The organism is Agrobacterium sp. DE0009, assembly GCF_007680755.1.
GTDB lineage: Bacteria > Pseudomonadota > Alphaproteobacteria > Rhizobiales > Rhizobiaceae > Agrobacterium > Agrobacterium tumefaciens_B.
Window position 1 is genome coordinate 419,948 of record NZ_VEIU01000001.1, and the last position, 19,704, is coordinate 439,651.

General features: G+C 58.6%; 30 protein-coding genes. 19 read left to right on the forward strand and 11 right to left on the reverse strand.

All coding sequences use genetic code 11. The features are described from left to right. Nucleotides 1–10: 10 nt before the first annotated feature. The 8 genes from FS804_RS02170 to FS804_RS02205 form a co-directional block, all read right to left on the reverse strand. A complete protein-coding gene (locus FS804_RS02170) occupies nucleotides 11–877 on the reverse strand; it encodes an SPFH domain-containing protein (RefSeq protein WP_144574279.1) in 867 nt (288 codons plus the stop codon). A gap of 166 nt (nucleotides 878–1,043) precedes the next feature. Next, nucleotides 1,044–1,460 carry a helix-turn-helix domain-containing protein gene (locus FS804_RS02175; RefSeq protein WP_144574281.1) on the reverse strand — a complete coding sequence of 139 codons (417 nt, stop codon included), beginning with the start codon at nucleotides 1,458–1,460 and terminating at the stop codon, nucleotides 1,044–1,046. Nucleotide 1,461: 1 nt separating this feature from the next. After that, nucleotides 1,462–1,680: a hypothetical protein gene (locus tag FS804_RS02180; RefSeq protein WP_144574283.1), complete on the reverse strand. Its 219-nt coding sequence runs from the start codon at nucleotides 1,678–1,680 to the stop codon at nucleotides 1,462–1,464. Continuing rightward, nucleotides 1,670–2,251, reverse strand: coding sequence for a hypothetical protein (locus tag FS804_RS02185; RefSeq protein WP_144574285.1), 582 nt, complete (start codon nucleotides 2,249–2,251; stop codon nucleotides 1,670–1,672). The genes FS804_RS02180 and FS804_RS02185 overlap by 11 nt, the downstream gene beginning before the upstream one ends. Nucleotide 2,252: 1 nt before the next feature. Beyond that, nucleotides 2,253–2,540, reverse strand: a complete 288-nt coding sequence (locus FS804_RS02190) for a hypothetical protein (RefSeq protein WP_144574287.1) — start codon at nucleotides 2,538–2,540, stop codon at nucleotides 2,253–2,255. After that, a complete protein-coding gene (locus FS804_RS02195; RefSeq protein WP_144574289.1) occupies nucleotides 2,537–2,845 on the reverse strand; it encodes a hypothetical protein in 309 nt (102 codons plus the stop codon). Before FS804_RS02195 ends, FS804_RS02190 begins: the two co-directional genes overlap by 4 nt. 271 nt (nucleotides 2,846–3,116) lie before the next feature. Further along, a complete protein-coding gene (locus FS804_RS02200) occupies nucleotides 3,117–3,854 on the reverse strand; it encodes a hypothetical protein (RefSeq protein ID WP_144574291.1) in 738 nt (245 codons plus the stop codon). Continuing rightward, nucleotides 3,854–4,447, reverse strand: coding sequence for an XRE family transcriptional regulator (locus FS804_RS02205; RefSeq protein WP_112494166.1), 594 nt, complete (start codon nucleotides 4,445–4,447; stop codon nucleotides 3,854–3,856). The genes FS804_RS02200 and FS804_RS02205 overlap by 1 nt, the downstream gene beginning before the upstream one ends. Nucleotides 4,448–4,530: 83 nt before the next feature. Here FS804_RS02205 and FS804_RS25430 point away from each other — a divergent pair, with 83 nt between their 5' ends. From FS804_RS25430 to FS804_RS02300, 19 genes are read left to right on the forward strand one after another with little or no spacing between them, the layout of a single operon-like run. Next, the gene (locus tag FS804_RS25430) at nucleotides 4,531–4,761 is read left to right on the forward strand and encodes a YdaS family helix-turn-helix protein (RefSeq protein WP_144574293.1); all 231 of its coding nucleotides are present in this window, start codon (nucleotides 4,531–4,533) and stop codon (nucleotides 4,759–4,761) included. Then, complete coding sequence (locus tag FS804_RS02215) at nucleotides 4,758–5,000, forward strand: hypothetical protein (protein WP_144574295.1); 243 nt, start codon at nucleotides 4,758–4,760, stop codon at nucleotides 4,998–5,000. Before FS804_RS25430 ends, FS804_RS02215 begins: the two co-directional genes overlap by 4 nt. Next, a complete protein-coding gene (locus tag FS804_RS02220) occupies nucleotides 4,997–5,635 on the forward strand; it encodes a hypothetical protein (RefSeq protein WP_144574297.1) in 639 nt (212 codons plus the stop codon). The genes FS804_RS02215 and FS804_RS02220 overlap by 4 nt, the downstream gene beginning before the upstream one ends. After that, the gene (locus tag FS804_RS02225) at nucleotides 5,635–5,931 is read left to right on the forward strand and encodes a hypothetical protein (RefSeq protein WP_144574299.1); all 297 of its coding nucleotides are present in this window, start codon (nucleotides 5,635–5,637) and stop codon (nucleotides 5,929–5,931) included. The genes FS804_RS02220 and FS804_RS02225 overlap by 1 nt, the downstream gene beginning before the upstream one ends. Then, a complete protein-coding gene (locus FS804_RS02230) occupies nucleotides 5,909–6,325 on the forward strand; it encodes a hypothetical protein (protein WP_144574301.1) in 417 nt (138 codons plus the stop codon). Before FS804_RS02225 ends, FS804_RS02230 begins: the two co-directional genes overlap by 23 nt. A gap of 29 nt (nucleotides 6,326–6,354) precedes the next feature. Then, nucleotides 6,355–6,702, forward strand: coding sequence for a DUF2312 domain-containing protein (locus FS804_RS02235; protein WP_144576298.1), 348 nt, complete (start codon nucleotides 6,355–6,357; stop codon nucleotides 6,700–6,702). 3 nt (nucleotides 6,703–6,705) lie between these two features. Further along, a complete protein-coding gene (locus tag FS804_RS02240; protein WP_144574303.1) occupies nucleotides 6,706–7,293 on the forward strand; it encodes a GcrA family cell cycle regulator in 588 nt (195 codons plus the stop codon). Then, complete coding sequence (locus tag FS804_RS02245; protein ID WP_144574305.1) at nucleotides 7,290–7,784, forward strand: hypothetical protein; 495 nt, start codon at nucleotides 7,290–7,292, stop codon at nucleotides 7,782–7,784. Before FS804_RS02240 ends, FS804_RS02245 begins: the two co-directional genes overlap by 4 nt. After that, nucleotides 7,781–9,646, forward strand: coding sequence for a DNA cytosine methyltransferase (locus tag FS804_RS02250; RefSeq protein ID WP_144574307.1), 1,866 nt, complete (start codon nucleotides 7,781–7,783; stop codon nucleotides 9,644–9,646). The genes FS804_RS02245 and FS804_RS02250 overlap by 4 nt, the downstream gene beginning before the upstream one ends. After that, on the forward strand, nucleotides 9,643–9,993 hold the full coding sequence (locus FS804_RS02255) for a hypothetical protein (protein WP_246665840.1): 351 nt from the start codon (nucleotides 9,643–9,645) through the stop codon (nucleotides 9,991–9,993). Before FS804_RS02250 ends, FS804_RS02255 begins: the two co-directional genes overlap by 4 nt. After that, nucleotides 9,990–10,205 carry a hypothetical protein gene (locus FS804_RS02260; RefSeq protein WP_144574309.1) on the forward strand — a complete coding sequence of 72 codons (216 nt, stop codon included), beginning with the start codon at nucleotides 9,990–9,992 and terminating at the stop codon, nucleotides 10,203–10,205. Before FS804_RS02255 ends, FS804_RS02260 begins: the two co-directional genes overlap by 4 nt. After that, nucleotides 10,202–10,942, forward strand: a complete 741-nt coding sequence (locus FS804_RS02265) for an NERD domain-containing protein (RefSeq protein WP_144574311.1) — start codon at nucleotides 10,202–10,204, stop codon at nucleotides 10,940–10,942. Before FS804_RS02260 ends, FS804_RS02265 begins: the two co-directional genes overlap by 4 nt. Beyond that, a complete protein-coding gene (locus FS804_RS02270; RefSeq protein ID WP_144574314.1) occupies nucleotides 10,939–11,565 on the forward strand; it encodes a DUF1376 domain-containing protein in 627 nt (208 codons plus the stop codon). The genes FS804_RS02265 and FS804_RS02270 overlap by 4 nt, the downstream gene beginning before the upstream one ends. Beyond that, nucleotides 11,562–12,365 carry a hypothetical protein gene (locus FS804_RS02275; protein WP_144574316.1) on the forward strand — a complete coding sequence of 268 codons (804 nt, stop codon included), beginning with the start codon at nucleotides 11,562–11,564 and terminating at the stop codon, nucleotides 12,363–12,365. The genes FS804_RS02270 and FS804_RS02275 overlap by 4 nt, the downstream gene beginning before the upstream one ends. A gap of 20 nt (nucleotides 12,366–12,385) precedes the next feature. Next, on the forward strand, nucleotides 12,386–13,921 hold the full coding sequence (locus FS804_RS02280; RefSeq protein WP_186376636.1) for a hypothetical protein: 1,536 nt from the start codon (nucleotides 12,386–12,388) through the stop codon (nucleotides 13,919–13,921). Nucleotides 13,922–13,939: 18 nt separating this feature from the next. Beyond that, a complete protein-coding gene (locus tag FS804_RS02285; protein ID WP_144574318.1) occupies nucleotides 13,940–14,368 on the forward strand; it encodes a hypothetical protein in 429 nt (142 codons plus the stop codon). A gap of 1 nt (nucleotide 14,369) precedes the next feature. Continuing rightward, nucleotides 14,370–16,601, forward strand: coding sequence for a hypothetical protein (locus FS804_RS02290; RefSeq protein WP_144574320.1), 2,232 nt, complete (start codon nucleotides 14,370–14,372; stop codon nucleotides 16,599–16,601). A gap of 15 nt (nucleotides 16,602–16,616) precedes the next feature. Then, nucleotides 16,617–17,612 carry a hypothetical protein gene (locus FS804_RS02295; protein WP_144574323.1) on the forward strand — a complete coding sequence of 332 codons (996 nt, stop codon included), beginning with the start codon at nucleotides 16,617–16,619 and terminating at the stop codon, nucleotides 17,610–17,612. Nucleotides 17,613–17,620: 8 nt separating this feature from the next. After that, the gene (locus FS804_RS02300; RefSeq protein ID WP_046205535.1) at nucleotides 17,621–17,815 is read left to right on the forward strand and encodes a hypothetical protein; all 195 of its coding nucleotides are present in this window, start codon (nucleotides 17,621–17,623) and stop codon (nucleotides 17,813–17,815) included. Nucleotides 17,816–17,946: 131 nt separating this feature from the next. On the opposite strand, the gene FS804_RS02305 is transcribed toward FS804_RS02300, so the two are convergent. The 3 genes from FS804_RS02305 to FS804_RS02315 form a co-directional block, all read right to left on the reverse strand. Beyond that, nucleotides 17,947–18,240 carry a hypothetical protein gene (locus tag FS804_RS02305; protein ID WP_144574325.1) on the reverse strand — a complete coding sequence of 98 codons (294 nt, stop codon included), beginning with the start codon at nucleotides 18,238–18,240 and terminating at the stop codon, nucleotides 17,947–17,949. Further along, the gene (locus FS804_RS02310; RefSeq protein WP_144574327.1) at nucleotides 18,237–18,713 is read right to left on the reverse strand and encodes a DUF4145 domain-containing protein; all 477 of its coding nucleotides are present in this window, start codon (nucleotides 18,711–18,713) and stop codon (nucleotides 18,237–18,239) included. The genes FS804_RS02305 and FS804_RS02310 overlap by 4 nt, the downstream gene beginning before the upstream one ends. A gap of 131 nt (nucleotides 18,714–18,844) precedes the next feature. Next, complete coding sequence (locus FS804_RS02315; RefSeq protein ID WP_144574329.1) at nucleotides 18,845–19,630, reverse strand: hypothetical protein; 786 nt, start codon at nucleotides 19,628–19,630, stop codon at nucleotides 18,845–18,847. Nucleotides 19,631–19,704 lie beyond the last annotated feature (74 nt).

Consider the following 19,704-nt stretch of genomic DNA (forward strand, 5'->3'; position numbering starts at 1 on the left):
CCAGAGCGGGTCAGTTTTTTAGGTTGAGGAAGGGGACTGCGGAGCCGGGAACGAAGGTTTGCGGTAGAGCGCCGTTCCAGCGCTCGGCCTTCGTGAGTTCGACGAGGTTAGGAGATTGGGCCAACGCGTCGGATTTAGCTTTGATTGCGGAGGCCTCCGCATCGCCCTGCAAGCGAACCGCTTCCGCATTAGCTTTAGCGGTAGCGAGCTGGCTGTCGGCCTGCGCCTGGGCTTGCGTAACTGCGATTTGTGCCAGCACTTTCTCGCGCTCAAGCTTCTGCTTTTCGGTTTGCACCAGCATTTCGGCCTTTGCCCGGTCTTCCGCCGCACGCTCGACCGCATCGGAGAAATTGATATTCTCGATGTTTACGCCTTCCACCTTCACCAAGCCCTCGCCGAGATTTGCGAGCGCCTTTGCCACTTCGGTATTTAGCCGCGCTCTTTCGCGGATTGCGGTGTCCGCCGTGAACGTGCCGAAGACGTTCTTGATCTGCTCACGCGCCTGTCTGGTAAGCGCGCGGCTCTCGAAGCCCTCAAGGGTTTGAAACTCGCGATAGAGCGTCGAGATTTCGATATCGGACGGCACAGCCGCATAGTTTATCGAAAAAGTGACGTTGGCCGTCTGCCGGTCGGCGGTGTAAACCGGCTCTTCCTTAAATTCGACGGCTTGAGTGCGAACGCTGATCACATGGACGTCGTCGAGGAAGGGCGTTTTCCAATGGAAGCCAGGTCCAGAAACCGAAACGATCTTGCCCTGATTGACAACGACTGAGCGCTCGCCCTCGTCTACGGTGTAAAATGAACCGCCCGTTAGAGACAGCGCGAAAACGACAACAAAAAACGCCAGCACGGCGCCAACAATCTGCGATGGCCGCATATTATTCCTCCTTTTGATTTTTGCGATTTGAGAGGATTTGGACAGCCTTGATGGTGCCAAGCCCGAAGATGAGAGCTACAACAATCGCCCCCACGACTTTGAGAAACATTTCAGTATCCTTCGTTAATTAACTCAATGAGTTACGGAGCGATATGAAGGTAGTAGATTAAGTGTCCTCGGAGCAACCGCGCGCCGCGACGAGTTCGATCACGCCAAGAAGCTGGCGACGGGCTTTGCCGTCTCCGATTTTCATCCAGAGACGAGCGAGGCGGACGCCGTCGTGGCTCTGCATGAAAGCAATGGCCTCGTCTTTTTCGACGTTGTTGGACACTCCGTGAGACGGAGCATCTTCGAAGAAATAGGCGGGGCTGACACCAAGAGTGTCGGCGATCTGCTGCAACCGGCTCGCGCCGACGCGGTTTGAGCCCTTTTCGTATTTCTGGACCTGCTGGAACGTGATGCCGAGGGCGTCGCCCAGCTTCTCTTGGCTCATGCCCACGACCTTACGGCGCGAACGGATCAGTGCGCCGACATGGACGTCCACTGCGTTGGGCTTCTTTGCGTGCTGTGCGGTATCGAGCATTTCAATCTCCTTGAGTGAGGCCCATGCGGGCGCGGTGGTGATGATCGTCAGCCGCGGCGTGGCGCAGCATTCCTTGGCGTATCGCCTCGACGTGGTTGAGTTGGTTGCGGCGCTGGAGCGCGCGATGGGCGCGGCCGATCAGCCAGCCCAGCCCGAAAGCCGAGACCGCAAAAAACAGGCTGCCGAGCAGCGTCACGGGGGCGGAAAGGTCAGGCAGCATTTTCGAACTCCGGAAATTCAATCTCCGGCCGCGTCATCTTGCGGATGCGCCGCTTGTCGATCAGCTGCATGATGTGCATCACCGGCCCGCGGCGGTGCTGGTGGTGGAACCGGAACCAAGCGAAATTGTCCTTGCTGTCGTGTTCCGTCTCGGAGAACCAGCGCACGCGGCCGATCGGCACGATGTCGGTGCACATCGGCATAAATTTCGCGCTCTGCAGGTTGAACGCGAAGTCCGCTTCCAGAAGCAGCCAGGTCGGCGCGATCCTCATGAACCGCTCGATCATCGCCTCGAGGATTTCCCAAGTGTACGGCGGGTTGGTGATGATGACATCGGGACGCGCATGCTCCAGCCACGGGTCGGTCAGAGCATCAACGCCGTCTTGAATGTCGCCGCTGTGGACGCACGACAGGTCAAAGCTTTCCAGCCAGCGGATCAACCGACCATCGGCGCGGCACGGTTCGGCGAACGTCTCCACTCCCTCGAGGAACCTGCGCAGCGGCAGGGCGGCCTCATAGGGTGTCAGATACATGTCGTGCTTGTTGCGGGGGAAATTGGAATGCTTGCTCACGTCAGTTCGCCCTCTCGCCGTAGAGAGGAGCGAGCACGGCACCGATGGCATGATCGACATCGATTTCATCGATCGCGCCGGCAAACTCATAGAGGGCTGCCATCGGCTCAGCGAAGTTCCGCGCCGGATAATCGACGACAATGGCGAGGTTCCAGAGTGGCGCGTCGGGGTACAGCAAGCGCAAAGCTCTGTAGGCGATCAGCTTCTGGATGATGGCGGACGCTGAAAGCGCTGCCGCGGCGTCGAGTGCGATGGCGGCCGCGTCACGATACGGAGGCAACTGGCTCATGCAGCGTTCCCGAAGATCGCCTGCATCATATCCATGCGGTTCTGCAACAGCAGATCCTCAATCATGTCCTTCTTGTATAGCGACGTCGGGGCACGTTCCTGCCAGAGAATGACGTTGGCCGCGGCATCGCCTTCGGCCGCATCGTTCAGCACATCGAAGCAATCGGCCGCGCCCGGTTCGTACCGGGCATTGGTGGTGCGTCCGTCGTCGCAGATCATGGCGCCACCGCATGCCGAGCAGCTGTCAGGAAAGAAGTGGTTGAGACGCTCGACGAGGCCGCAGTTGGTGCAGGTCCAAAGTTTCATCGCACACCTCAGCGGTTCAAGGTGGCGTGGCACGTCGTGGCAGACGCGGTGCAGCGGCTCATGCCGTCATCGGCGTGGAAAATCAGGGCAAGCGATATCGCTCCCGCAAAAGCAAGCAGGCTTCGCATTCGTCTATCTCCATCGGCTAATCCGGTCGCGGCGAAGCAACCTTCGATGGAGTTGAGGCTACAAGCAAACTAGTTACTATGTCAACTAGGAAACTAGTGATGATAGTAAATTGAATTGTGACATGAGAATCAGTGCCTGCTTTTCAGCGAGGAACGCCGTGTGCATCCATGATGAGAAATACGCAGGTGCCGCGCTGGATATCATCGTCGATCGCATCGCACCGGCTCCTGTCCGAATGCAGGAAAGCTTTCCACCGCTTGGCGTACTCGGCTGGGCGAATATTGAGCCGGCGGGCTTCTCGGTCCTGAAACGGAACCTGCTTATGCGGAACAGAAAGCTTGAAACGTCTCAACTCGTCGGGAGTGAAGATGTGCATATTATCGGGGGAGGTGCTTGACGATATCTCAATGACTTCGCTGGAGACACCCATTTCGCGGGCGAACTTGAAAAGCTCCGAAGTGGAGAATTGCGTAAAACCCTGAGAGGTGGATCGTTCGTTGCCGCCATAGAATTGGTGGCCGCCCAGCTCTCCCTTGGGGTAGACGAAACGCTGCTCGCCACCCATGAACGCAAAGAGACAGGCGGAAACGCACTCTTCGCCAGGACGCACGTAGGTTGAGAAGCCGCGATAGCGCAATATGCGTCCCATCAGGACGCCTTCCCACAGTGAGCCTCCTGGGGAATTGAACGCTATTGTTCTCGAATCGATCTTGCCGGAAAGCAGAAGCTGCTCAAGCCGCTCAGTATCACCCTCGTCGATCCTGCCTTGCAGCAAGACATAGGAGCTGCCATCGGCCCTGGTTTTCTCAAGGAAATCAGCCGCAACAGCCGTACCAACGACGGTGCAGGCTAGAAATGCGGCTGACAGAAGGCGCAGCATTAAAGCTCCATGATCGAACGATAGACGCGGCCGATTATCGTGGGCGTGTTGTCTGGAAACAGCGTTGCGAAATCCTCAGTCGAAACGGGCTCGAAGCGGTCTGGATCAGGGCGGTAACGCTTGAACGTCGCGTTACCTTCTCCATCATCAATCACGTAGCACTTCTTCGAAACAAGGGTCTTGTCTCTCCTGTTGACGATGATCGTGCTGCCGTCAGGCGATATCCTGTTCATCGACTCGCCGCTAACCCTGAGAGCGATCCAGTCGCCCGGGGGGAGGTCGGTAAAGTGCAACGTCGCGAGACGATCTACGCCAACGTCTTGCTGCATCAAGCCGCCAGCACTCACCCATGTCACCAAAGGAACGGCGATGGTGGGAATGCCGGACATGTCTGGCATGTATGCGCTGTCTATCTCATGCACCGGCACTCCGAGCGCGAAGGCGAGCCCCGGCAATTCGGTCGTTGAAAAGTTTTTGTTGTTCTCGAGCTGGGAGACGAGCTGCTGGCTCACCCCGGCCTTCTCCGCCAATGCTGCCTGAGACAGCCCTGCCGCTTTGCGTAAACGCCTGAGATTTTCTGCGATTGTTGCCATGTGGTCAGTTTACCAATGCGCTAGTAAAAACACACACAAGGAAACTAGTTGACGGCGCGACGCGGAATCACTAGTTTCCTTGTATGTCAGATTTTCGCCCACATATTCGACGCGCCATAGAAGTTGTAGGCAGCCAGGAAAAGCTTGCCGAGAGGGCAGGTTGTTCCCAGCAGCAGATCTCGTGGTTGCTGACTCGAGCGAAGAAAATAAGCGCCGAACATGCCGTATGTTTTGAGCAGGCGACTGACGGCGCAGTGACCCGTAACGATCTGCGACCCGATCTATTCCCGGTTCGGGGAGCCGATGCCGCATGACGTCGCCTTCCGCACTACTTCCGACGAACGATCCGCGCCAGATTATCGGCTGCGATTTCAGCTCCGGCCCGGACGAAACCGCCTTTGTGCTTTGTTCGATCGACGCGGACGGCAAATTCCGCGCTGGGCCTCTCGATGTGGATGGCCTTGCTCGCGTCACGGTCGAAGGCATCGTTCCGCATGCGCCGAGCCGTCCTTTCGAACCCAATCGTTTCAGCAAGTCCCGGGGGCGCATATGACCATCATCCAATTCCCAATCCCAGCCTCGGCCAATGTCCCCGGCCGTCGCATCACCGAAGCGGCAGGTATTGCGTCCGCTTCGGTGCCCCATTCCCGCCATTCCGCATCCCTGCGGCCCTCGTGGCTGGCCATGATCGCGATCACTATCCGCAACTCCTTTCGCTTGATTGCCCAGCCCACGCATTCCTCTGCCTCTTTCGTTCGCACCGATCGAGGCGTTCTCGGTTTCTCCGAAGAGGACCCCCGACGCTTTGACAATGTCACGCCACGGCGTCTCGCTTCCGCAGGGAAAAACCCGCAACGTTGCGGGACAGGTTCATCACCTCTGTTCGATGTGACTGGCCTGATTGACTGGCTGCGTAAGAAGTTCCCCCGCGCCACGACGTACCACGTCGAGGCAAAGACGGGGATTCCCGCGGCCAGCGTAGAGAACTGGCTGCACCGGCGCTCTCAGCCGTCGGTGCAGCATTTCTCGATCCTTATCGCAGTGTTCGGTCCCGAGCTGCTCGCCGCGTCGATTAAGAGGCCGCCGAGCTGGGTGTCGGAGGCGGTGCAGAAACAGCGTCGCCGCGAGATCGACGCGCAGATTGAAATGCTCCAGCGCGAGCGCGACAAGTTCGACGAGGTAGCCTGATGAACTATCGATTGCCACGAACGTCGGTCGATAGCCTGGCTAAAGCCACCGAAGAACGTCTGATCCGAGAGAAGATGGCCGCGGCGCGCGAGACACCCATGTCGGATCAGGCCATCATCGATCATCTCGACAAGATGGCGCGCAGCAAGATTTGGTGGATCGATACCAACTCGCAGGGGCGAAACGCTCGTCCCGCTGCCGACATCGCGACCCAGCGGCTTCATTTGGCCGCTCTGGTGAAGGCCCGCGACCTCCTGAGAAAAGGGAGCGGTAATGCAACCGAGAGCGGCGGATGATCCTGAACGGGTGAGCTTTCACGCCGTCGCGCGGTACGTGCAGCGCATTTTGCACATCGATGTTTCGGAAGAATTTGAGACTGAAAAGGCGAGGGCGCAAGCCCATGCCAGTGCTGCCGGCATGTCGATCGACGAGGTGAGGGCGCTGATATGGACCAAGGGGCTTTCCACTGCGGCACAGTTTGGTCTGACGTCGTTCGACAACCGCCACTTTGCGGCTCGTATCGCCCAGCCCGGCGGCGTCGTCGTCACGATCTTCACCCCGCGGTGCCGCGGTAGCGGCAAGCTCAGGGTCCTTTCCGACAACGAACTGAAACAGAAGGCCCACCGGCTGAACCGGCGGGCGGAAGCGCGGCGTGACACGCTGCAAAGCCTCGAAGGAGCCGACAGTTGACTATTTCCAGCGAACTTGCCCAGGGCAACATGAAGAACGCGGCACGCGCCGTTACCAACGCAGCGATCGGGAAGGCGCATAACCCGCCACTCTCGGGTCAGTCCGAAGCCTTTTCCCGCGAGGAGACCGGCGAAGCCACTGTCGAAGGTGTTGCCGCGGCCGAGCTGCGTTCCATCATCGAGCGCATTGAGCGACTCGAGGAGGAGAAGTCCGCCATTTCCGACGACATCAAGGACGTCATCGGGGAGGCGAAGGGCAGGGGCTACGACACCAAGGCGATCCGCACCATCATCCGCTTGCGCAAGAAAGACGCCAACGAGCGTATCGAGGAGGAAACCATCCTCCAGACGTACATGGCCGCCCTCGGGATGGAGTGAGCCATGCAGCAGGAATGGAAAGAACTGAACGCCGACGAGCGTTGTGCCGCGATCAAAGCAATCTACTTCAAGACCAAGGGGACCGGGAAAGAGATCGCGTACGCGCTTTCACAGCAGTTCCGCGTCACAATTTCACGCAGCTCCGTCATCTCGCACTATAACCGCCACGCTTCCAAACTCGTTGATGTACCGCTTACCGGCACACCGAACCGGTCAACGAAGTCCGGTGCCACCGGTGGGAATAAGCTTTCTCTGCCGAAACCGGTGAAGGAACCGGTCAAACTAAAGAAACCGTCCGGACTGCTCTTGCGCAGCGGCGGCCATTTCGCGCAGCCGGTCTTGGTAAAGCCAGCCGCGACGCCACCGGTGCTTGAACAGCCGTTGACCGCGCCCGAGCCGCTGCGTCTCAAGCTTCACCAGCTCGAGCGCAACCAGTGCCGCTGGCCCGTTGAAGGCGATCGCGAGAATACCCTGTTCTGCGGTGCTGTGACCGACGAGCAGGAATCGTACTGCCCCTGCCACCGCAAAATGTCGATCGGCATCGGCTCGAGGGCCGAACGTGACGCACTCCGGCGGAGGAAGGCGGCATGATCGTCTGGAAAGAAGAACAGCATCGCATCCTTGCCGTGTGTGGCGATATCGATGTTGGCGCCGTGTTTCGCTCCATCACCGGCCGATATTTCCGGTACCGCGTTTGGGTTGGCCCGACGAGGAACCCTGCGGACGGCGGAGCGAGCTCAGAGGAGAAGGCGAAGCAAGCCGTCGCTGATCGCTTCTACGCGTTCCTCGCTGCTGCCAAATTGCAGCCGGTGCCGGTACCGCCGGATGACATGCCGCTGATCGAGATACTTGCCAAGGCGACGAAGGAGGAACGGCAGGATTGGCTCCTGCGGTGCCCGCTGATGTTGCTCGCGCGGATCGGTGCACAGGCCTCGGAGATATTCGCCCAGCACGGCGAGCATTGGGCGGTGAGCTACATCGACGGAATGGTAGCAAAGCTTCACCAGACGCGACGCGCCACCGTGATCTTTGAAAGTCCTCGCTGCACCCATTTCAGCAAGGCGAAAGGCGGTGCGGCATGAACGCTCCGTTCCGTCCCTCCAACTTCTTCAACCTCGACAATCGAATGACCGTGGTTCTTTTCGCCGGCATGGGCGGGGGATGCGACGGGCTCGAGGAGGCGGGGTTCCACGTCCACCTGGCTATCAATCACGATCCTATCGCGGTCGCGGTTCACCAGAAGCGCCACCCTCACACCAAGCACCTGCGCTGTGACGTGTTCGAAGTCTGCCCAAAGGAAGCAACGAAGGGCCGCGGCGTCCGCGTCCTGCACGCCAGCCCCGATTGCACCCATTTCAGCGTTGCCAAGGGCGGCAAGCCCGTTTCGAAGCGTCGGCGCTCTCTGGCGTGGGTTGTCTGCCGCTGGGCCGGTACCGTCCGCCCCGAAACGATCACGCTCGAGAACGTCAAGGAAATCCAGACGTGGGGCCCGCTGATCGCAAAACGCTGCGAAAAGACCGGGCGCGTCATGAAGCTGGATAAGACAGTCGCCGCGAAGGGCGAGCGCGTTCCAATCGAGCAGCAATGGCTTATTCCGGACCCGCGTCACAAGGGCCGTATCTGGAAAGCGTGGCTCAAGCACATGCACGGCCTCGGCTACAGCTATGACGGCAGGGTGCTGAACTGCGCCGACTTTGGCATTCACACCATTCGCACCCGGTATTTCGGTGTCGCCCAGGCGGACGGCTCGCCCATCGTCTGGCCCGAGCGGACCCATGCGCCGCGGAAGATCGCGAAGAAGCTTGGTCTGAAACCGTGGCTTGGGGTTCATGAGGTCATTGACTGGCTGTTGCCCGTGAAATCGATCTTTGGCCGCGCCAAGGAACTGGCCGACGCAACGAAGCGTCGCACCGCCCGCGGCGTGATGCGCTACGTCATCAATGCGGCACGGCCATTCATCGTACCAATCACGCACTCCGGTCATGACCGGGTGCATTCCGTCGATGAACCGCTGCGCACCATTACCACGGCGCACCGCGGCGAGCTGAGTGTGGCAGTGCCGCATTTCGGCGTGATGCGCAATTCGCGAAATCCTATGTACGGTGCCGAAGATCCGGCGCACGCCTTCACCGCCGGCGGGGCAAATCATGCGCTTGTCTCGGCCACCATGATTCAGTCAGGCTATGGAGAGCGTGTCGGGCAAAGCCCTCGAATTCTAGACATTGAGGAACCGGCAGCCACACAGGTGGCCAGCGGCTCGAAGGCGGCTGTAATAGCTGCCAGTCTACAGAGACAGTTCGGTGAAAGCATCGGTGCAGACGTCGAAGAACCAGCGCCGGTTTTCACCCCGGGTGGATCAGGTAAAAGCGCCTTGGTCGCCGCTTTCATGGCCCAGCACAACGACGGGCCGAGAGCAGGCGATAACGTTCGCTCCGTTGATGACCCGGCCTCGACGATCACGACGTCAGGTTCGCAACAGGGCGTGGTCGCGGCTCACATGCTGGCGCTACGCGGCACCAACAAGGAAGGTCGCGACGCCCGGGACCCCGCCGCCACGATCACGGCTGGCGGGAACCACGCCGGCCTCGTCCTCGGGTTCCTCCAAGCCTATTACTCGGGCAATGGCGGTTATGAGCAGACCCTAGACGATCCGCTGGGTGCACTGACGCAGAAGGCGCGGCACGGCCTCGTCACGGTGAAGGTGAAAGGTGCCGAGTATATCCTGACGGATATCGGGATGCGCATGCTCGAGCCAGAGGAAGGCGCAGCGGCACACGGTTTCAAGAAGGGTTCGCTGCCCGACACCATTACGCTCGACGGCAAAGAGGTACGGCTGACCAAGACGCAGAAATACCATCTCGTCGGCAATAGCGTGCCCCCCAAGATGATCCGGCTGCTGGCCGAACATAACGTGAGGCGGGAATTTGCGGAGGCGGCCGAGTGACACGCCTCCCAGCATCAACCTACAGGAAGAACACGAAGCCGAAGAAGCGCGTCACCATGGCGCGCCGAAACGCCAAGAGGGACGCTGCCGAGCCCGAAATCGTGAAAACGCTCGAGGCGTTCGGCATGAGCGTCTTTCTCCTGCACGAACCTACCGATGCGATTGTCGGCTATCGCGGCATAACCCATGTCGTCGAGTTTAAATCAGGACGCAAAGGCTACGGCGCTGCGCTGAACGACAATCAGCAGGCCTTCGCCGATGCCTGGCGCGGATCCGCCGTCGTCACGCTGCACAGCGTCGATGAAGCAGTGGTGTGGGCCCAGCAGGTCAGCAGGGGGCAGCCATGACGAGCAAGCTCCAGCAGGCCGTTGCCGATCTGATGCAGAACGAAATCGAACAGTTCGCCGCGTGGTGCGCCAAGGAGTGGACCATCACGCCCGAGCTTTTCAAATCTGACAACGTGTTCGACACGAAGCCGGAAGGCTATCGCGAGGGCTATAACGCCGCGCTGGAAAGCCTTTCGCTCGCGCTCGAGATGTATCTGGAGAGCAAGCCATGACGCGCTCTTTCGACGAACAGGAAATCCGCAACGCCGTCGTGTTCCGCCTCCGCCAGCTAATGCCCGGTGCCCGCATCGTGCACGAGCTGAACGTCGCAGGGCAGGGAACGAACCGGATCGACGTCGCCGCGATCGGTACCGAGCATATCGTGGCGGTGGAGATTAAGTCCCGCAAGGACGTGCTGAAACGGCTCGAGGAACAGTGGAAAGCGTTCAATGAGGTTTCCCACCTCGTCATCGTCGCGGCCCACGAGAAGCATTTCGCCGATTTCCGAGAAGCGTATTGGAGTGATGACCATCCGCCGGAGCGCCGGCTTAATCATCCTCTATTTTTGGGCAGATGGGCGACACGCAAAAACGTCTGGCGCTACCCGAAGCCCGAGAAAAGCGATTGGGTGTATGGCCGCCATGACGATGCGTGGTCATTTGATCGCTTCAAGGATCTGTCTCGAATCCCCCGCGCCACGTCGATGCTCGAGATGCTTTGGGCCGCAGAGCTGCAAGCCGAGTGCCGGCGTCACCTCATCTCGTGTTCGCAGCGATCGACACGCGGCGTGATGATCCGCGACCTGGCTTGGAACCTCTCCGGCAAGGAAGTCACCCACGCCGTGTGCCGTCAACTGCGCCAGCGCGCGTTCGCAGAGGCCGATGCCTCCATTTACCCCGATCAGCCTGCCGCCGCCTCCCAGCCGGCGCAGGAGCCGCTTTCTCTGCCATTTGAAGGAACGACAGCATGAGCCGCCGTACCATGCCCTACCACCGCCGTTATCACGGCGACGCCCTACAGGGCTATCGCAAGCTCACCCTCGAGCAGCGCGGCGCATACACGACCATTCTTGACCTGATCTATGACGAGGGCGGCCCCATCGACAACAACGAACGTTGGCTCGCCGGGGCATGGAATTGCTCTCTCCGGAAGGCTCGCGCGTTGCTCGCCGAACTGATCGAACTGCGCAAAATTTACATCACCAGAGACGGCAAAATCAGCAATCACCGGGCCGAACAGGAAATCGGAAACGCGCTGAAAATCTCGCGAAAACGCGCTGAAAACGGATCGAAACGCAAAGATAATTCGTCCGAGAAGTCCGAAAAGATCAATAAAAACAGTGACGCGGTAAAGCAATTGCTCAACAAATGCGCTGTAATACCAGTACCAGAGCCATATAAGAATAATAATAACACTACAGTAGATGAGGATAGGCAGGTTTCGAGGGAGGTGCTGGACCGTTGGGCCTCTGGCGATCCACCGTATCGCCCGCTCGTCCCCAACCGTTTAATCGACAGCCTTGATCGTCGAACCGGCTCCGGTGCCGTTGCTGCACTTGCCGCGAGCAGGGCAAGGCGGGGAGGTGGCCGATGACGCGCCCGCCTCGCAAGGCCGTGAAGGGTGGCGTTGACGCCCCGAAGCCAAAGAAAACCCGCAAGAAGAAACCGAACCCCGCAGAGGCCGTGACGCCAGAGGTCAAGCACGGCGCAGCTTGGGACGAGCGCTTTGTCGCCACCGCCAAGAAGCTCGTCGAGTATGGCGCCAGCGATGAGGAAATCGCGGAAGCGCTGGGCTGCGACATGGAGGAGATGGCTTGGTGGCGCGAGGAGCATCCCGCGTTCGACAAGGCGTTTTACCGTGATCCTCGTGGCGTTGGTCGCCCCTCGATTTGGGATGACAAGTTCGTCGATATCGCCAAAGCCATGGCCAAACTCGGCGCGATCGACATGGACATCGCCAACGCCCTGGGCTGCAACATCCGGACCTTGCATCGCTGGAAGATCGAGCATCCCGAGTTCGCAGAAGCGCTCGAGGTTGGCAAGGACGAGGCGGACACCATCGTCGAGCAGAGCCTGTTCCGCCGCGCCACGGGCTACACCTTCGATAGCGAGAAGATTGTCACTGCCGGTGGCGTGGTGCAGCGCATCGAGACGATGGAGCATGTCCCGCCAGATACCACCGCCGCAATCTTCTGGCTCAAGAACCGTAAGGGCACCGACTGGCGCGACACCAAGAACCTGAAACACGATGTGGAGAAAGACAGCCCGCTAGCTGGTTTCTTCGCGCAGCTCGGCAACAGCACTCTCCAGCCCGTCGAGGATGCCCCCGACGAGACCGCTCCGAACGCAATAACGCCCTCCGATGACGACGGCAGCGAGGGCGACGACGCGTAATGTATGAGCATTTGAGTGGCATGACTGAGGAACAGTTCCTTGAAAAGCTCAAGGACCCTCACTGGCGTCTACGCAACCTCTATTACATCCTCGACAAATACAATCAGACGGTACTGTTCCGGCCCAACGAGGCGCAGGAGAAATTCCTGAAGCGGATATGGCACAGGAATATTGTGCCGAAGGCGCGCCAGCGCGGCTTTTCCACCGTCATTCAGCTCCTGATCCTCGACGCCTGCCTGTTCAATCCGAACCAGCGTGCCGCCATCATCGCGCAGGATCAGTTCACCGCTATCAAGATCATGCGCAACAAGGTCGAGTTTGCGTACAACCGGCTACCGGACTTCATTCGGAAAGAGGTCGGCATCGTTGTCGACAATACCGAGGAAAAGATTTTCACAAACGGGTCCTCGATTCAGGTTTCCACCTCGGCCCGCGGTGACACGCTGAACTGGCTGCACGTCTCCGAGTTCGGCATCATTTGCTTCGAATCTCCGTTGAAAGCCAACAAGATCGTTACCGGTGCTCTGGCCGCTGCCGGACAAGGTATCGTGTTCATCGAGAGCACAGCGAAGGGGCGCGACGGCCACTACTACAAAATGGTGATGGAGGCGAAAGCCAACGCGGAGGCGAAGAAGAAGCTGACGCGGTTGCAGTACAGACTGCATTTCGCCTCTTGGTGGGACGCCGATGAGTACGAGCTCGATAACCCCGACGACGTCGTCATCACTCCGAAGGACGATAAATATTTCGACGAGCTGGAGCGCGAAATCGGCCGTTCAATCTCTCTCCGGAAGCGCGCCTGGTACGTTGCCACCCGTCTGAACGACTATTCCGACGAAGACGAGATGATGTGGCAGGAGTACCCTTCCACCGTCGATGAAGCGTTCAAGGTCTCCACCGAGGGCGTCATCCTTGCCAAGCAGATGACCATCGCGCGCAGCCAAGGTCGCATCACCCGTGTGCCGTGGCGTCCGGAACTCCCGGTCAACACGTTTTGGGACCTTGGCGTCAATGACGATATCGCCATCTGGTTTCATCAGTCGGTGGGCTTGATGGACCACTTCATCAATTACTTCGAGTGCAGCAGCGAGGCCTACAGCTATGTCATCGGCGAGATGAACAAGTTTGGCTACGTTTGGGGGCACCACTTCTTGCCCCACGACGGCGACCACCGCCGCCCGGGCCGCGTCGTTATCGAGACGCCGAAGGAGATGCTGGAAGGGCTTGGGCTTAGGAACGTTCATATAGTGCCTGTAACCCCTGACCTCATGGCGATCGGCATCCCGGCGCTCAAGGATGATTTCGTCAATTACCTGATCGACGAGCAGAACTGCGCCAAGGGCATCCTTCATCTCGATAATTATCGGAAGTCTTGGAACACCAACATGGGTGTCTGGTCGGACCTGCCGAAGAAAAACGGGCACCAGCACGGTGCCGACGCGCTGCGCCAGAAAGCGCAGTACCGCGAAGAGGTCCGCCGGCTGTGCGGCTACCACGCCACCTCATCGTCTTCATCCAGCACGCGGCGCAGGTCGCGTGACCCGATGACCCTTTAACTAACCACGAGGCCCATCATGAACACACCTGATCTTGACCTGACGAAGCGCGTCTGGACTAAACGCCGCAGCGGCATTATAGCTATTGGCACTTGGCTACGGCTGGAACAGCGATTCCGGCCGTGTATGGTGATTATTCCAGCGGATAGGGAATATGACGACAGGCTGACGCCATGCGTTGTCACGGTTGACAAGGCGTGGATCTGGTCTGAGGAAGTCGGCGACCCTATCCAAGCTGCACACACAGCTCACCAAGTCGCAGAAACTCTCGGCCTAGCTTCACACGACAAGCGCACAGTCATTCGTCTCGCGATGTTCATTCAGGACCATCTCGGCGACCTCCTGTCTATTCCCCCATACCAAAATCCCGATCAGCAGACCGTGGCCGAGATCACAATGCGAAACCCCGACACGGGGCGCACCTTCGAAGCTGAAATAAGGGAATAGAATGTTCGACCTCGCCGCGGATGACGGTTCTGTCAGAAAGAAGCGATACGATTCGCCAATCCCTTCCGACACACCGGCGTTGAGCCGACCGCAGCGAGGTAACTCCCTCGACAATGCCAAGCATGTCGCCCTGCATCACCAGTTGCTGAACTATTATACCCTCGAGCTGGACCGGCAGTTTGAAAATCGACGCGACATGGCGGTGGACGCCGATTTCTATGACAACATCCAATGGACCGACGAACAGGCCGCGAGGTTGCAGGCTCGCGGGCAGGTTCCATTGGTGTTCAACGTCACAGCAACGACGGTCGATTGGGTGATAGGAACCGAGAAGCGCTCTCGCACCGATTTCAAGGTTTTGCCCCGGCGCAAGGAAGACAGCAGACCGGCGCAACGCAAATCCGAGCTTCTGAAATACCTGGCTGATGTCAACAAAACGAAATTCCACGTCAGCCGCGCCTTCGAAGATGCAGCAAAGGTCGGGTTGGGCTGGATCGAGGACGGGTATCAGGGTGACGATGAGGGTGAGCCGCTGTTCAGCCGCTACGAATCGTGGCGCTACATGCTGTGGGACAGTACCGCGGTAGAGTTGGACCTGACGGACGCCCGATACGTGTTCCGTACGAAATGGGTTGATCTGGACGTTGCGAAAGCCATGTTCCCCAAGCGCAAGGGTATGCTCGAGCGCAGCGTTGATGACAGCGACAATTTCGCGATGATCGATTCCTACGGCGATGAGCCGATGGACGGCCCCGAGAATGAAAGCCAAGGAAGGGGCGACGGCACTTATATCGCCGATCGCGTTACCGGATATCGCCGCCGCCGCGTCCGCATCATCGAAATGTGGTTCAAGATGCCCGTTACGGCGGACAAGATCAGTGGCGGCACCTTCAAAGGTGATCTGTTCGACCCGGCCAGTCCGGGTCACCAAGAGGCGATAGACGCCGGAGACGGCGAAGTCGTGAAGCGCCCGACGATGCGGATCTATGTCGCGCTATTCACCACCGCCGGGATGCTTTGGTTATCGCCGTCGCCTTACCGGCATAATCGTTACCCGTTCACACCTATTTGGAATAAGCGCCGCGACCGGGACAACATGCCTTACGGTCTGGTCCGCAATATCCGCGATATCCAGAGCGACATCAACAAGCGCGCCGCCAAGGCCCTCCACATCCTCTCGACGAACAAAATCATTATGGACGAAGGGGCGGTTGATGACGTCGAAGAATTGCGTGAGGAAGTCGCTAACCCTGATGCAATCATCGTAAAGAAGCAGGGCAAGCAACTCGAGCTAAACGCGGATCGCGAGCTGAGCCAATGGCACCTCGAGCTGATGTCGCGCAACATCCAGATGGTGCAGCAGGTCGGCGGCGTCACGGATGAAAACCTCGGCCGCAGCACCAACGCCGTGTCGGGTATCGCGATTCAGGCGCGACAGGAGCAGGGCGCGCTCGCCACAGCAAAGCTTTTCGACAATTACCGGCTCGCCCAACAGATCAGAGGCGAGAAAGAACTGGCTAACATCGAACAGTTCATGTCCGAGGAGAAGCAGTTTCGCATCACAAACATGCGCGGCAGCCCTGAATACGTCACGGTTAACGATGGACTGCCCGAAAACAGCATCGTTCGAACCAAGGCAGACTATGTCATCGACGAGGACGATTGGCGCGCATCGGTGCGCCAGGCGCAGGTCGAATCCTTGCTTGAGCTTCTCACCACGCTTGCCCCGGTCAATCCGCAGATAGCGATCGTCTTGATGGACCTTGTCGTTGAGGCGATGGATATCCCCCAGCGCGAGGAGATCGTGAAGCGCATCCGGCAGGTCACCGGCATGAAAGACCCCGACGCCGACGAGACAGCACCATCGCCGGAAGATCAGGCCAAGGAACAGGCCGCCGCCGAGCAGCAGCGGCTCGCCATGCAGACCATGGTGGCCCAGCTCCGCAAGCTGACCTCAGAAGCGGAAAAGAACGAAGCGCAGGCCGCCGATATGAAGGCACGGACTGTCTCCGCCAACGTTGGTAGCCAGAGATCAGCACTCGAGGCAGCGGGCATGGCGGGTATGGCGCCGGGTCTGGCCGACGTGGCCGATGTGATCCTTCACGAATCCGGCTTCGTCTCGCGCACCGAGGGCGAAGAGACCGTTGCCGCCGCGGCACAGGCCCAGCAGGCGCAGATGGCACAGCAGCAACCCCAACAGCAACAGAACCCCATGGCAATCGGCCTGGGCTGACGAGAGGTATTAATCATGGCAGGCAAGCCAAATGCCGCAGAACTTGAAATGCTGACCGAGGAGGAACGCGAGGGCCTGCTCGACGATGACACCGTGGATGAGGGCCTCGAGGACGGCGAAGAAGCCGCCGCCGCAGCCGACGATAAGGCAGGCGAGGGAGCGGGTGAGGAAGGCAAAGACAAGCCAGATGATGCCGCCGGAGACGATGACGACGTCGCCGGTGCCAATGAGGCAGATGCGGCAGCCGCTGCCGCGGCAAAGGCCAAGCAAGATGCAGACGCCAAAGCAGCGACCGATGCAGCCGCTGCGGAATCGGCTGCTGCTGCCGGCGGTGCTGACAATAACGCGGCGGCCGGCACTGCCGCAGATGCCAAGTCGCTCGAGGGCGACAAGCGCCCGTCGTGGATCCTTGACCCGAAGGTGCCCGAACAGATCGACGCTCTGGAGAAGCAAAAGGACGAGCTGACCGATAAATTCGATGACGGCGAGTTTACCGGCAAGGAATATCGAGCCGAGCTGCGGAAGATTGACGCGCAGCTCGAGGGGCTGAAAACACAGCGCTTGGCCGCGGAGATCGGTAAGACAAACGCTGTGCAGCACTATTTCGATGTCACCGTTCCTGATTTCCTAGCGAAACACACGGAATACGAAAAGGGCAGCATCCTTCATGCCATGCTGGAAGCCGAGGTGAAGAAGCTGCAGGTGCAGTCGCAGAACCCGCTTAACCCGGCGATCCTCGAGCGGGCGCACGAGAACCTTACCGCACAAGTCACGAAGGCTTATGGCGTGAAATCCGGCGCGCAGAACAAGAAAACAGAGACGAAGGCCGCAGGAACGGCTCGCGAAGTTCCACCGACGCTTGGCACCGTGCCAGCCGCTGACTCGAACGATGACACCGACGACGGTGAGTTCGCGTGGCTGGATCGTCTGGCGAACAAAGACGTCGAGCAATACGAGCAGGAACTTGCAAAGCTTCCCGACGAGAAGCGCGAACGTTACCTGGCTGAGTAGGAGCGGCGATGCTGAGACTTGTCGTCAAGGTTGGTGACACGGTGAAAATTGAAGGCGTGGGCACTATCCACGTCGAAGAACGGTCGGGGCGCAGCGTGCGCCTCGGCTTCGAGACGCCGCTGGGGCCGATCACCATCCAGAAGCGCGACGACGAGGGCTTGCTGGCGCTTACGCGCCGACAGGCGGCAATGGATCAGTTTTAACGAGGGGAAACCATGAAGCGTAAGCCATATGGTCCTGTTATTGCGGCCGTTATTGTCGTGTCAGTATTTTCGTTGATGTGCTATCTCGACCCTAACGTCAGCGGCGGATGGTAGCGCCGCCGGACGATCAGTCACCGCGGTGTCATCACCTCTTTGCACCGGTCCCAATACTCTTCGCACATCTGCGTGGCTAGTCTGGCTGTTTCCACCCAGCCAGTGTTCGGCGTTGGTGGGCTGCCCTTAAATGTGCGAGGATACCAGCCAGCCCACTGCCATTTGCCCTTCGTCGGACCGTGCAACTCTTTTCTGATCCGGCCCACAGCGCCATCGCCGTCGTAGCCGATCCAGTCAAAGTCTGTCGGTGGGTCTTTCTCGTCGATCTGTGTACGCTTCCACTGGTATTTGGGCTGGTACGGTTCGGTCATTTCTTTCCGTGCGATTTAATTGCTTGCACCAGGACGGCGGTTTCGAGCTTCGGTAGCAGGTAATCGAATATCTCCGCTGCGCCGACAAAGAATGCAGTCTCGTTTGCGGCAAGGGGATTATTTTTTATTTTCTCTTTAGACTTAAAGCTTTGATGAGCGAAGTCGATGATGTCGTCGCTATGAGCAAACGCGTTTCGCACCGCCCGCATATGATGGAGCTTCTCCATCATCGTCCTATCCAGAATACCTAGGCCATAGCACATATCGATCTTAGCTGAAAAAGTGGCGAGCGGTCCGTAACCACTGAACATTTTGGCGCGGAATTCGCTATTACCATTGACCATTTTAGCCTTGAGCAGTCGCTCTAGCATCCGCTCCAAATTGGTTGTTTGGACGATGACTCTGCCATATTGGGTTTGATCGGTATAAGTGAACAGCTTTGCTAGTTCAGATACAGGCTCATGATCCCTCATCTATCCCCCAATGCGGTGCCAACAACCGCCTTCATCACGCCGCGCGCCAAAAGATACGTCTCATCGGCCTCAACACGATCCTCCCGTCAGACCGAATTTTGTCACACCATAAAAGGGGTCGTGAGACAATCTTACGCATTCATTACTTCAAACAGGCGGTCCCCTAAAACTCTCACATTGGTTGTAGAGATGACCATCTCGAGTGCGGGGCTTACGCTGCCCTGGTAGGATGCAACTTTCTGCAGGTAAGAAGGCAGATGTTGTCGCTGATGGTTGGTTTGCTCGGCAAAGAGGCCCCAGATTTTTTTATCTGGGGAATTTTCTTTGTCCTCAAGAGCGTCATCTATTCTTCCGCAGACCTCGATGAAAAATCCTACCGGATCTACCGGTGTTCTGCTGGTGAGATAGCCTTGGTCTGTGCGGACTAGGCCCTGATATTGTTCAACCGTCGCCATCTTGTTGAAGTTGTGAAGTACCCAATGCTGAAAGACTGACAGAAACGCGCGCAGCTGCTCGTCGATCTGACTTCGCTTTAGAATGTCGGTTTGTGTCCCGACGAACTCCGCTTGCTTCCGCGATTCTTCGGCCTGCTCCTTCAAAACCTCTCTGGTGTGTTCCATTTCAAGGCGTGTAAGGGCGAGCTCTTCACGCTGTAGTCGCAGTTCGTCAGACTGAATCCAAACCGTGGCGACCAGCCAGAGGAACGCGATCGGCGCAAATAAGCCTGCGAGCAAATCACCCCATTCATTTGGATCAAGACACGGTATTGAGCTTAGGCATTCTGATCCAGTCATAGAAGCCTTGCTATGCCAGACCAGGTATCCAGAGGCGGCAAGCCATAAGATCGTCAACAGGCCGAAGCCGAGCAACTTCTTTCCCGCTCCTTGAGCTTTGCGAGATATATTCGTTTCGGCCATTCCTGCCCCCCCCAAATCGCCTTCCAATCCGATTCGGATCAAACTATAAACAGAACATCACGCCCGCGCATGAG